11 protein-coding genes are annotated in these 11,931 nt (G+C 56.2%); 6 read left to right on the top strand and 5 right to left on the bottom strand.

Annotation, left to right across the window (positions count from 1 at the left end; translation table 11 throughout):
• Positions 1-2 precede the first annotated feature (2 nt).
• The 6 genes from pheA (at position 3) to OR573_09115 (ending at position 7,988) form a co-directional block, all read left to right on the top strand.
• Entirely contained in the window at positions 3-1,094 is a 1,092-nt protein-coding gene (pheA, locus tag OR573_09140; protein ID XGA78690.1) for a prephenate dehydratase, read from the top strand.
• Positions 1,091-3,382, top strand: coding sequence for a bifunctional prephenate dehydrogenase/3-phosphoshikimate 1-carboxyvinyltransferase (locus OR573_09135; protein ID XGA78689.1), 2,292 nt, complete (start codon positions 1,091-1,093; stop codon positions 3,380-3,382). Before pheA ends, OR573_09135 begins: the two co-directional genes overlap by 4 nt.
• Complete coding sequence (gene cmk, locus OR573_09130) at positions 3,375-4,064, top strand: (d)CMP kinase (GenBank protein ID XGA78688.1); 690 nt, start codon at positions 3,375-3,377, stop codon at positions 4,062-4,064. Before OR573_09135 ends, cmk begins: the two co-directional genes overlap by 8 nt.
• Positions 4,065-4,247: 183 nt before the next feature.
• On the top strand, positions 4,248-5,933 hold the full coding sequence (gene rpsA / locus OR573_09125; GenBank protein XGA78687.1) for a 30S ribosomal protein S1: 1,686 nt from the start codon (positions 4,248-4,250) through the stop codon (positions 5,931-5,933).
• An 834-nt stretch (positions 5,934-6,767) separates the two neighbouring features.
• A complete protein-coding gene (locus tag OR573_09120) occupies positions 6,768-7,142 on the top strand; it encodes a DNA binding protein (protein ID XGA78686.1) in 375 nt (124 codons plus the stop codon).
• A gap of 462 nt (positions 7,143-7,604) precedes the next feature.
• Positions 7,605-7,988: a hypothetical protein gene (locus tag OR573_09115; GenBank protein XGA78685.1), complete on the top strand. Its 384-nt coding sequence runs from the start codon at positions 7,605-7,607 to the stop codon at positions 7,986-7,988.
• On the opposite strand, the gene OR573_09110 is transcribed toward OR573_09115, so the two are convergent.
• The 5 genes from OR573_09110 to OR573_09090 are packed head-to-tail and all read right to left on the bottom strand — an operon-like array spanning position 7,985 to position 11,914.
• A complete protein-coding gene (locus OR573_09110) occupies positions 7,985-8,902 on the bottom strand; it encodes a DNA replication terminus site-binding protein (GenBank protein ID XGA78684.1) in 918 nt (305 codons plus the stop codon). The genes OR573_09115 and OR573_09110 overlap by 4 nt on opposite strands.
• Before the next feature lie 12 nt (positions 8,903-8,914).
• Entirely contained in the window at positions 8,915-9,148 is a 234-nt protein-coding gene (gene yacG, locus OR573_09105; protein XGA78683.1) for a DNA gyrase inhibitor YacG, read from the bottom strand.
• Between the two features lie 23 nt (positions 9,149-9,171).
• Complete coding sequence (gene coaE, locus OR573_09100; GenBank protein XGA78682.1) at positions 9,172-9,783, bottom strand: dephospho-CoA kinase; 612 nt, start codon at positions 9,781-9,783, stop codon at positions 9,172-9,174.
• A 14-nt stretch (positions 9,784-9,797) separates the two neighbouring features.
• A complete protein-coding gene (locus OR573_09095) occupies positions 9,798-10,643 on the bottom strand; it encodes an A24 family peptidase (GenBank protein ID XGA78681.1) in 846 nt (281 codons plus the stop codon).
• A 44-nt stretch (positions 10,644-10,687) separates the two neighbouring features.
• Positions 10,688-11,914 carry a type II secretion system F family protein gene (locus OR573_09090; GenBank protein XGA78680.1) on the bottom strand — a complete coding sequence of 409 codons (1,227 nt, stop codon included), beginning with the start codon at positions 11,912-11,914 and terminating at the stop codon, positions 10,688-10,690.
• Positions 11,915-11,931 lie beyond the last annotated feature (17 nt).

Genomic DNA, 11,931 nt, shown 5'->3' with positions numbered 1-11,931 from the left:
TGATGAGCGATACCTCCGTCAAGCTGGAAACCCTGCGCCAGCGTATTGATCAACTTGATAGCGATATATTGCGGCTGATCAGTGAGCGGGCCAGCTGCGCCAAGCAGGTGGCTGATGTCAAGCTCGCTGATGACCCTACCACTGTCTTCTATCGCCCCGAGCGTGAAGCCCAGGTGCTGCGGCGTATTATGGCGCTGAACGATGGCCCGCTGGACGATGAAGAAATGGCGCGGCTGTTCCGTGAGATCATGTCCGCCTGCCTGGCGCTTGAGCAACCCATCAAGGTGGCTTATCTGGGGCCGGAGGGCACCTTCACCCAGCAGGCGGCGCTCAAGCATTTCGGCGAGAGTGCCGTCAGCCTGCCCATGGCGGCCATAGACGAAGTGTTCCGTGAAGTGGAAGCCGGTGCCGTCAACTATGGCGTAGTGCCGGTCGAGAACTCCACGGAAGGGGTGGTTAACCACACCCTGGATACATTCATGGAGTCGTCGATCAACATCTGCGGTGAGGTGGTGCTGCGCATTCACCATCATCTGCTGGTCAGCGAGAATACCCGTCGCGACAAGGTATCCCGAATCTATTCGCATCCTCAGTCCTTTGCGCAATGCCGGAAATGGCTGGACGCGCATTTTCCCCATGCCGAACGGGTGCCGGTAGCCTCCAATGCCGAAGCCGCCAAACTGGTCAAGACAGAATGGCACAGCGCAGCGATTGCCGGTGATATGGCTGGCAAGCTCTATGGCCTTGAGCGGATTGCTGAAAAAATCGAGGATCGCCCGGATAATTCCACCCGCTTTCTGATCATCGGCAGTCAGGATGTGCCCATGTCCGGCGATGACAAAACCTCGCTGGTGGTAGCAATGCGCAACCAGCCGGGCGCCCTGCATGACTTGCTGGAGCCTTTTCATCGTCACCAGATTGATATGACGCGCCTGGAGACCCGTCCGGCGCGCTCCGGGGTGTGGAACTACGTATTCTTTATTGATTTCAAGGGTCACCACGCTGAACCTCAGGTGGCCGCCATGCTTGAAGAAGTGCGCTTGCGGGCGGCAGATCTTAAAGTGTTGGGATCCTATCCCCAGGGTGTGCTGTGACGGTAACAAAACCGGAGCAACGCCGCCTGGACGCTAGTCAACTTAACGAGCCCTGTATTCTGATTGTGGGGTTGGGGCTGATTGGCGGTTCACTGGCAGCGGCGCTGCGTCAGGGAGGATTCAACCAGACAATCATTGCCTGCGACCCGGACGATGGGGAAGTGCAGCGCGGCATTGAGATGGGCCTGATTGACGCCGGGGGCAGTTGCCTGTCAGAGCTAGCCCCTCAGGCATCCATGATTGTGCTGGCGGTTCCGGTATTGGCCATGGAAAGCGTCATGCGCGAACTGGCCGACACGCTGACAGATTTCTCAAAGGTCGTGTTCACCGATGTGGGCAGCACCAAGGCCGCTATTCGTGATTGCGCCCAGCAGGTATTCGGGCACTTGCCCAGCACCCTGGTGCTGGGTCACCCGATAGCAGGCTCGGAAAAAAGCGGCGTCGCCGCTGCAAATCCAAATCTTTATGTTGACCACAAGGTCATCCTCACCCCGGAAGCCAACGTCGACGCCGATGCGCTCAAGCGCACCCGTCAGCTGTGGCAGGCCTGCGGCGCCGAGGTGATTGAGATGGACGTGGAGCGCCATGATCAGGTGCTGGCAAGAACCAGTCATCTGCCGCATTTGCTGGCATTCTCGCTGGTGGATACCCTGGCCCGCCAGGATCAGCGGCTGGATATCTTCCGCTATGCAGCAGGCGGCTTTCGCGACTTCACCCGGATTGCGGGTAGCGACCCGGTAATGTGGCGGGATATTTTTATCGCCAATCGCGAAGCGGTACTGTCCTCGCTGGATGACTTTGAAGCCGGCCTGAAACGCCTGCGTAACGCTGTCGCAATAGGCGATAGCGACGCCATGCTGGCCACCTTTGATCGCGCCAGCCACGCCCGACACTATTTTGAATCACTACTTAATAAAACCAGCTATCAAGCGGAATATCACATGCAACCACAAGGTCAAGTGACGTATCGAGTGCGCCCGGGTGGCAGCGCCCAAGGGCAGCTGCGCGTTCCGGGTGACAAGTCCATTTCCCACCGCTCCATTATGCTGGGAGCGCTGGCGCAGGGCGTTACCGAAGTAAAAGGCTTTCTTGAAGGCGAAGACAGCCTGGCTACTCTGCAGGCATTTCGTGAAATGGGAGTGGCCATTGAAGGGCCGCAGCAGGGCAATGTGACCATTCATGGGGTCGGCATGCATGGCCTGAAGGCGCCTTCCGGGCCGCTTTATGTGGGTAACTCAGGCACGGCCATGCGCCTGTTTGCCGGTTTGCTGGCCGGGCAGGCATTCGATAGCGAACTGACCGGCGATGGCTCCTTGACCAAACGCCCCATGAGCCGGGTGGCCGACCCCTTGCGCAAGATGGGCGCGACAATTGATACCGCTGAGGGCGGGCGCCCACCGCTAAAAATCAGCGGCGGCGCAACCCTCAAGGGCATCAATTACCTGATGCCGATGGCCAGCGCTCAGGTCAAATCCTGCCTGCTGCTGGCTGGCCTGTACGCTGAAGGCGAAACCCGGGTGCGCGAACCTGCACCGACCCGCGACCACACCGAGCGCATGCTGAATGGTTTTGGCTACCCGGTGGAGCGAGAGGGTGATACCTGCTGGCTGGAAGGCGGCGGCCAGTTGACCGCTGGGCCGATTGACGTGCCTTCAGATATTTCCTCAGCCACCTTCTTTCTGGTGGCGGCAGCGATTACGCCAGGGTCGGATATCACCCTTGAACACGTGGGTATCAACCCGACGCGTATCGGCGTGATCAATATCCTCAAGCAGATGGGCGCTAACCTTGAACTTGGCAACCAGGCGGAAGTGGGCGGTGAGCCGGTGGCGGATATCCGTATTCGCTATGCGCCTTTGAAAGGTATCGATATTCCGGTGGATCAGGTGCCCCTGGCGATTGATGAATTCCCGGCGCTGTTTATTGCCGCAGCCAATGCCGAGGGCACTACCCGACTGCGCGGCGCTGAAGAGCTACGGGTCAAGGAATCTGATCGTATCCAGGCCATGGCCGACGGCCTGGCGGTGCTGGGCGTTGAACATACGGTGGTCGAGGACGGCATTGATATTATCGGCAACGGTGATGCGGGCACTGCCAGCTATGCCGGTGGGCGCATCAACAGCCTGGGGGATCACCGTATCGCCATGGCCTTTGCCATTGCCGCCCTGCGCGCCAGCGATGAAATTGTGATTGATGACTGCGCCAATGTGGCGACGTCTTTCCCCAACTTTATTGAACTGGCCACCCGCATCGGCATGACGCTGAGCGTGGAGGGCGAGCATGAATGATTCAGCTCCGGTTCTGGCCATTGATGGCCCCGGCGGTGCGGGTAAGGGCACTATAAGCTGCCTGATGGCCGAACGTCTGGGCTGGCACCTGCTGGATAGCGGCGCGCTTTATCGGCTGACCGCTTTCGCCGCCAACAAGCATGCGGTTGCATTGGATGATGAAGCCCGCTTGGCCGAACTTGCCAAGGCGCTGGATGTCAGCTTCCCGATAGAGCAGGGCCAGCCACTGACCGTGCTGGAAGGCGAGAACGTAGGTCAGGCGATCCGCAATGAGCAGGTCGGCGAGTGGGCATCCAGGGTGGCGGCCATTCCCGGCGTGCGCACGGCCCTGCTGCAACGTCAGCGGGATTTCTGCCAGCCACCAGGGCTGGTGGCTGACGGGCGCGACATGGGAACAGTGGTATTTCCCGAGGCTCCGCTTAAAGTCTTTCTGACCGCATCTGCCGAGGAACGGGCGCGCAGACGCCATCTGCAGTTGCAGGAAGCCGGCGTGGATGCTAATCTCTCGAGTCTTTTAAAGGAGATTCAGGCACGCGATGCACGCGACACGCAGCGCAGTGTGGCCCCTCTCAAGCCAGCAGATGATGCTGTCTTGCTTGATACCACGCGCCTGAGTATACCGGAAGTGGTTGAACAACTGACCGACTGGCTGGCCCAGCGAGGCCTTGCCCCCGGCGCTTGATTCTCCCTTGCGGCGCTCTTGATGCGGCGTCATGACGTGGCAGGGCAGTAACCCCAAATGGAAAGCCCCGTCAGGCCTAACCAGTGTTAACGCCCTCAAGAGTAGAATGACATTAGGCCCGCACTTGCTGGTGGTGCGGAGAAGGCACAACTGCCTCAACAACGTTGATCACGTAGGAACACCATGAGCGAAAGCTTTGCTGAACTGTTTGAACAGTCTCTTAACGACATCAATATGGAACCCGGCGCCATTGTCGCCGCCCAGGTTGTCGACATTGACGGTGACTGGGTTACCGTTAACGCAGGTCTGAAATCCGAAGGCCAGATCCCCGCTGCGCAATTCCGTGATGAAAACGGTGAACTGAATATCGCTATCGGCGATGACGTTCACGTTGCACTGGAAGCGGTAGAAGATGGCTTTGGTGAGACACGTCTGTCTCGCGAGAAGGCGAAACGCGCTGAAGCGTGGAAGATTCTGGAAGCGGCCTTCGAGAAAGAAGAAATCATCAAGGGCGTGATCAACGGTAAGGTCAAGGGCGGCTTCACTGTTGAAGTTGATTCTATCCGTGCCTTCCTGCCTGGCTCTCTGGTTGACGTTCGTCCGGTTCGCGATACCGCGCACCTGGAGAACAAAGAACTGGACTTCAAGGTTATCAAGCTCGATCCCAAGCGCAACAACGTGGTGGTTTCCCGCCGTGCCGTTCTCGAAGCCGAGAACAGCGCCGAGCGCGAAGCACTGCTGGCCACGCTTCAGGAAGGTCAGCAGATCAAGGGTATCGTCAAGAACCTTACCGATTACGGTGCCTTTGTTGATCTGGGTGGCGTTGACGGCCTGCTGCACATCACTGATATGGCGTGGAAGCGTATCAAGCATCCGTCTGAAATCGTGGCCGTTGGCGACGAGATCAACGTTAAGGTGCTGAAATTTGACCGCGAACGCAACCGCGTATCGCTGGGTCTTAAGCAGTTGGGCGAAGATCCCTGGGTCAACATCAAGGATCGTTACCCGGAAGGCACCAAGGTGCACGCCGTTGTCACCAATCTTACCGACTACGGCTGCTTTGCCGAGCTGGAAGAAGGTGTCGAAGGTCTGGTTCACGTCTCTGAAATGGACTGGACCAACAAGAACATCCATCCGTCCAAGGTTGTTCAGGTCGGTGACGATGTTGACGTCATGATTCTCGATATCGATGAAGAGCGTCGTCGTATCTCCCTGGGTGTCAAGCAGTGTACTGCCAATCCGTGGGAAACCTTCAACGCGGAGCACAACAAGGGCGACCGTGTTTCCGGTACCATCAAGTCGATCACCGATTTCGGTATCTTCATTGGTCTGGAAGGCGGCATCGATGGCCTGGTTCACCTGTCCGACATCTCCTGGACAGAGACTGGCGAAGAAGCGGTTCGTAACTTCAAGAAAGGCGATGAAGCCGAAGCCGTTATCCTGTCGATTGACCCTGAGCGCGAGCGCATCTCCCTGGGTATCAAGCAGATGGATTCCGATCCGGTTGCTGAATACCTAGCCGTCAACGACAAGGGCAGCATCGTAACAGGCCGCATTGTTGAAGTTGACGCCAAGGAAGCGCACGTTGAGCTGGCAACAGACGTTATTGCCGTGCTCAAGGCGTCTGAAATCAGCGCTGATCGCGTCGAAGACGCGCGCAACGTGCTGAATGAAGGCGACAGCGTTGAAGCGCGTATCATCAATGTCGATCGCAAGAGCCGTCAGATCAATCTGTCGATTAAAGCGAAAGAGCAGGATGATACTCGTCAGAACCTGAAGAAGATCCGTGATCAGGAGCCGGAAACTGCCGGCGGCCCGACCACGATCGGTGATCTCATCAAGCAGCAGATGGGTGGAGGACAAGACTAAGCGTCTTGGCCTGACAATACCCCTTCAGGGTATCCAAAACGCCGCCTTAACGGGCGGCGTTTTTTCGTCTGTCTGCCTGTCGCATGATAGTCTGCCCTGATCTTTAGATGTTTATCAGCCAGCATTTATTTTTGTTTACTCTTCCGGTGTCAGCTATTGCCAGCCTTGTTAAGCCACCTTTTGGAGCATAGGTTTGTGTCGCTAACTTGATGTTTTTGAATTTATATTTTGCTTATTATTGACTTGGTGAGGATTGGCTAACACTGCAAAGTGATGGGAAAGCGGGTTAAATATTGCTTATTTGATTAATCAGGTCGACATATTTAACCAGATCCCCTTTGCAATTGGCTGAAATAGGTTAAACTATTGTCAGTTGAGTTAATGAACTCAATCAGTTTTCGGTACTCGAACAATAAGAAGTGAAAGTTCACGGCTAAGATCTGATGTTTGGGTCTTAACAGCCTGGCTTTATCGGTTTGACCTTATTTGCCTGGCTTCAATGATCTGGCTGTAATGGCCTGAGACTAATGGCTTGACGTTAATTATTTGACGTTAATGATCAGAATCCAGATAGTAGCAACGCCAGAAATATGAAAGGTTAATTCCCGCTTCTGTGAAGAGCGCACCGTATAGAAGGTTATATCCGGTTGCCAGGGGCTGACAGCATACTGTGAAGTTGGTCAGTGAGCAGGTCGCAAGCAGCTTGTTCTCTTGCCCTGCAGGCCTGGTATCACAAACGCAACTGCGCGGTGGATAACCAAGGCTTCATTGCTGCCTGGTGTTACTGGCAAGAATTACTGGCAAGACGTTTTTATATCAAAAGGATCCCCTAATATGTCCCTATTAAACGAATACATTCTGAAAGAGCAGCAATTAAAGCAGCTGCAGGAAGACCTGAATCGTCTTGAGAACGATCAGCGCCTGAAAAATGAACTGGCTTTCAAGGAAAAGCTGGAAGCCTTGATGGAAGAGTTCGAAAAGTCGGCTGCAGATGTCATCGCGCTGCTTGACCCCAATGCCGATCAGCGCGGCAGCAAGCCGCTTAAAAGCACGGATGGCCGTCGTAAGCGCCGCCTGAAAGTCTACAAGAACCCCCACACCGGTGAAGTGATTGAAACTCGCGGTGGTAACCATAAGGGTCTGCGCGCCTGGAAAGATCAGTATGGCGATGAAACAGTAGAATCCTGGTTAGATCGCATGGAAGACTGAAGGCTTTCAGCGGCATGATAAAAACCCGATATCGACACACGGTGTCGGGTTTTTAAAACAGGCATATTGTTCGTCCTGCCAATACCGTATGATATAGGCGTATTGATTATTCTGGCGGCGTTGATTACTCTGAGCATATTGGCTATCTTGCTACCTGACTATTGTGAATGCACTGCTTCTATATGATTCGCTGCATGCAAAGTCAAACACACAGCACCATGCGCCCTCACAAAATCATAATAAGTTGCAACGTCACTTCTGTGGTGGGCCCACAAGGCAGAACACGCATGTAGGCAAGATGCTGGCAACCAACCCGAAATTGCCAGCATGTTTTATGTTTTTTAAGATCCGTATCTTAACAATCGTACTGCAATAATCGTATTGCATTTACCGTGCATCTCAAGCCCGAACAGTGCCTGTCTGATAAATCGTCACGACGGTGAGGGCAAAGATGGAAGTCTAATGAAATACCAGAAACCACATAAGCCTCTTGATGAGCGTGATAAGTTGCGTCAGTTCCGTGATCTTGATGATGCCTTTGCCAAGGCTCTTCGTGAACTGGAAGACCCAAATAACAAGCTGAATATTCCGACTGGCCCGCCGGTTCGTTCATTGGCAACACTTGAAGATGATGAACGCAAACTGCAAGAAGCGCAGCGCCCCTCTTTTGAAGAACAGCAAGCGGAAGAGTTCAGGTTGCGCCTGGAAGCCCTGTTGAGCACAGCGCCGTTGAGCTCTGAAGAATTACTGGACGTTATTTATACGCTGGTTGACCTGGGGCAGTGGCCATTAGACCGTGCGCCGAATGCGGCAAAAGATCCGTTGCCTGTCAGCAAGCGTGCTTAACGATAACGGAAAACTCTCAGGCTGGGTAAGAAGACATCGCTTTCCAGTTTTTCATCGCGGCGCCGTGCCCGTGTGCGGGTTTCTGGCGGTGTTGGTGGCGGATGATTGGTATGCGGCAGGCGGCCATCGCTGCTAGGCACAAAAATCGGCATGGCAGCATTTAAGGCTCTTCGCGTATGCCCATCCTCCAGGGGCTCAGTAAAAAACAGGTTGGCGCGCATCAAAGGCGCCTGTGCCTGCACCTGGGCAAGCACTTCGCCACTGGGTATGCCTGCCAGCTTTCGCAGCTGAATGCGAATATGATCCGCCTCATTATCAAAGGCCAGCAGCTTCTGCTCGGCTTCGCGTACGCTTAGTTTCTTGATGGAACGCCCGCTGCTGTACCAGGCAAAGCGCACCCTTGATACTGGCGCTTCAGCCACGGGTAGCTTGCGCCAGCACTGTTTCAGGTGCAGCCGGGCCAGGCCGGTCTTTTCCAGCACCTGTTCAACATCCGGGTGGCGTCTGGGCAGTTGCGCCTTGGCTTCGCCCAGCAGGCTGGCTGACTGCTCCTTGATACGTTGCAGGCAGGCCGCGATGTTGGCTTTGGCGAGATTGGCTTCATCGACTGCCGCCAGCAGGGTGTCATCAGCAGCAATCAGGCCGATATAGTTGCGCGTTTCGCGCCCGTCCTGGCCGTGCTCATGCCACATATCCAGCAAGGCACGGCGCAGCCAGGCGGTGTTGTCATCCAGGCTGGCGGATGAGCCACTGCCAGAAGAACCATCAAATCGCCAGACCGCCTGAGGGCCCTGTTGGAAACAGCTCACCACTTGCTCAAGCGCTTCAATCAGGTGATCAAAGGCCTGATCCAAGGCGTGGCGCAGCTGGTAATCAAGCGGGGTTTGAGCATTGATGTTGTCGTTTATCGACATTGGGCGGCTTCTTCAGCTGAGAGGTGTGTCACGGTCTGCCTGTTGCAGCAGCGTATCCAGGTCGGCTTCATCCATGGCGGACTCGCCGCCAATACGGTGCGACTCATCAGCCCAGGCGCCCAGGTCAATCAGTTGGCAGCGCTTGCTGCAGAAAGGGCGATAGGTATTTTCAGTCGACCAGACAACTTTACGCGCACACTGTGGGCAGGCGACTTCAAGAGGGGCATCATTGGCAGCTTTTTGCATTACAAGGCTCGGTTGGGAAAGTGTCATGTGTCAGTTGATGAGACCGCCTGGCGCCATTTGGCATCCAGCGCCGCGACCTGCTCACGCATATACGTCTGGTCACGGTGGTTCTCTATCACTTCATCTGCCCGTGCCAAGCGTTCGGTACGCGGCATCTGGGCGCCAAGAATAGCATGCACTTGTTGTTCGCTCACCCCATCCCGGGCCAGGGTGCGGCTTAACTGCAGCGACTCAGGGATATCCACCACCGCAGTGATATCCACCAGCGCCTGCTGGCCGGATTCGAACAGCAGCGGTGATACCAGCAGCACATAGGGCGCGCCTTGCTGTGACAGGCGCTCTAGATGCTCAAGCAAGCGTTCACGTACCCTGGGGTGAGTCACGTTTTCCAGCCAGGTACGCTCTTCCGGGTGGTTGAAAATAATCTCACGCAGAGCCGCCCGGTTCAGGCTGCCATCCGCGTTGATGACGGCGTCGCCATGGCGCTTGTAAATAACCTCCAGGGCAGGTTCGCCCGGGGCAACGATTTCTCGTGCCACGTCGTCGGCATCCACCCAGGGAACTCCCAGCTCAGCAAAGGCGCGGGCCACGGTGGATTTCCCTGAACCGATACCGCCGGTTAAGCCAACAATCATTGCTATGTCTCCTTTCAAACACCCACAGCGGTCAGGTAAAGCGCTATCAGAGTATCGCCCATCAGCAGGGCGACCCAGCCGCCAAGCGCCAGAAAAGGCCCGAAAGGCATTGGCAACCCGCGCTGGTCTTTACGCATAAGCTGCCAAGTAATACCGAAGAGGGCGCCTATTCCGGCAGAAATAATCAACACCAGCGGCAGGGTTTGCCAGCCGACCCAGGCACCCAGGGCGGCGAGCAGTTTGAAATCGCCATAGCCCATGCCCTCCTTGCCGGTAACCAGTTTGAACAGCCAGTAAACACTCCACAGCACCAGATAACCTGCCATGGCGCCGATCACGGCTGCGGGCAGCATCAAGGGCTGGAAAAGCAGTTGGTAAAGTAAACCAGCCCATAAAAGCGGCAGCGTCAGGTTATCCGGCAGTAACTGCGTGCGCAGGTCAATCACCGCCATGGCCAGCAGGGTATAGCAGGCAGCGGCAATAAACAGCGCCTGCCAGGTAAGCCCGAACAGCGCCACTGTCGCCAGCGCAATGATTCCGCCTGCCAGCTCGACCAGCGGATACTGCGGGCTGATGCGTCCATGACAGGCCGCGCAGCGCCCACGACGTTTCAGCCAGCCAATCAGCGGTAGGTTATCGTGCCATTTAATTGGTGTGCGGCAGGCAGGGCAGATGGAACCCGGCCACGCCAGGTTGAAGCGCTCCTGCACTTCTTCAGGCTGCTCAAGTGCCGCCAGCGCCTCGCTGCGCCACTGCTGCATCAGCATCACTGGCAAGCGCGTAATCACCACATTCACAAAGCTGCCCACACACAGCCCAACCATCAGCACCAGCAGCCAGATAAACCAAGAAGATTCCATAACTCTCCTGTTGAATTTTCAAACATTGAATTCACGACTCACCACTAAAGCGCCGTCCCGATCTCGAAAATCGGCAGGTACATGGAGACAATCACACCGCCAACGAGAACGCCCAGCACCACGATGACCAACGGTTCCATCAGTGACGTCAAGGCATCTACCTTGTTATCAACTTCTTCCTCGAAATAATCCGCCACCCGGCTGAGCATGGCATCCAGGGCGCCGGATTCCTCACCGATGCTGACCATCTGAATCGCCAGCGCCGGAAACTGGTTGGTCATACGCATGGCAAAGTGCAGTGGCTGGCCGGTGGCGACATCATGACGCACCTGCTCCACGGCGCGCTCATAGACAGCATTGCCGGTTGCCCCTGCCGCAGTGGAAAGCCCCTCTATCAAGGGCACCCCAGCGGAGTAGGTGGTAGCCACCGTGCGGGTAAAGCGCGAGACGGCGGATTTATGCAGAATATCGCCAAGAATCGGCATTCCCAGCATCATGGCGTGAACCCGATAGGTCACCTTGGCGGAACGGCGCATGGCCATGCGCAGCAGGTAAATCCCCCCCACCAGTGACCCAAGCGCATGCAGCCAGTAAGCCTGGGCGGCCTCAGACAGGCGGATAGTCATCTGGGTCATGGCGGGCAGTTCGCCGCCAAAACCTGCGAACATGCTTTCAAATTCAGGCACCACCTTGACCAGCAGCAATGACGTTACCCCAAGGCCGACCAGCAGCACAGCAGCCGGGTACCATAAGGCTTTCTTGACCCGGCCCTTGAGGGATTCAACCTTCTCTTTGTAGCTGGCGACGCGATCCAGCATCTGGTCAAGGGAGCCTGACTGCTCACCGGCATCAACCAGGTTGACGAACAGGCGGTCAAATTGGCGCGGATGGCGTCGCAGCGCCTCGGAAAAGCTCGACCCGGATGACACGTCATTGGCCAGATCCTGCAATAGCCGAACCATGCTGGGCTTTTTGACGCTTTCCGAGACCACTTCAAGAGATTGCAGCATGGGGATGCCAGCGCGGATCATGGTCGCCATCTGGCGGGTAAAGACGGTGATATCCTTGGCGTTAACCCGGCCCCGGCCTGAAAGCGAGCCCTTCTTGCGCACTCGCTTGACGGTGATCTTGTGTTTTTGCAGCTCATCCTGCACGGCGGCCTGGCTTCGGCTGACCACCTCACCGCTCAGCTTACGGCCAGACTGATCCGCCCCCTGCCACTTGAAGCGGTAGAGCTGAATTTCTGGGCGGGCTTTCTTTTTGGTCGCCATGGCGTTGTCTCTTTACG

It is taken from the genome of Halomonas sp. CH40, from assembly GCA_041875495.1.
Taxonomy (GTDB): domain Bacteria; phylum Pseudomonadota; class Gammaproteobacteria; order Pseudomonadales; family Halomonadaceae; genus Vreelandella.
The sequence above is the reverse complement of the archived record's forward strand: the minus strand, read 5'-3'. Positions and strand labels throughout refer to the sequence as shown.

Bases quoted from the DNA above. Each gene is read 5' to 3' on its own strand.
- pheA (XGA78690.1), top strand. From the start codon at position 3: ATGAGCGATACCTCCGTCAAGCTGGAAACCCTGCGCCAGCGTATTGAT.
- cmk (XGA78688.1), top strand. From the start codon at position 3,375: ATGAATGATTCAGCTCCGGTTCTGGCCATTGATGGCCCCGGCGGTGCG.
- rpsA (XGA78687.1), top strand. From the start codon at position 4,248: ATGAGCGAAAGCTTTGCTGAACTGTTTGAACAGTCTCTTAACGACATC.
- OR573_09120 (XGA78686.1), top strand. From the start codon at position 6,768: ATGTCCCTATTAAACGAATACATTCTGAAAGAGCAGCAATTAAAGCAG.
- OR573_09115 (XGA78685.1), top strand. From the start codon at position 7,605: ATGAAATACCAGAAACCACATAAGCCTCTTGATGAGCGTGATAAGTTG.
- OR573_09110 (XGA78684.1), bottom strand. From the start codon at position 8,902: ATGTCGATAAACGACAACATCAATGCTCAAACCCCGCTTGATTACCAG.
- yacG (XGA78683.1), bottom strand. From the start codon at position 9,148: ATGCAAAAAGCTGCCAATGATGCCCCTCTTGAAGTCGCCTGCCCACAG.
- coaE (XGA78682.1), bottom strand. From the start codon at position 9,783: ATGATTGTTGGCTTAACCGGCGGTATCGGTTCAGGGAAATCCACCGTG.
- OR573_09095 (XGA78681.1), bottom strand. From the start codon at position 10,643: ATGGAATCTTCTTGGTTTATCTGGCTGCTGGTGCTGATGGTTGGGCTG.
- OR573_09090 (XGA78680.1), bottom strand. From the start codon at position 11,914: ATGGCGACCAAAAAGAAAGCCCGCCCAGAAATTCAGCTCTACCGCTTC.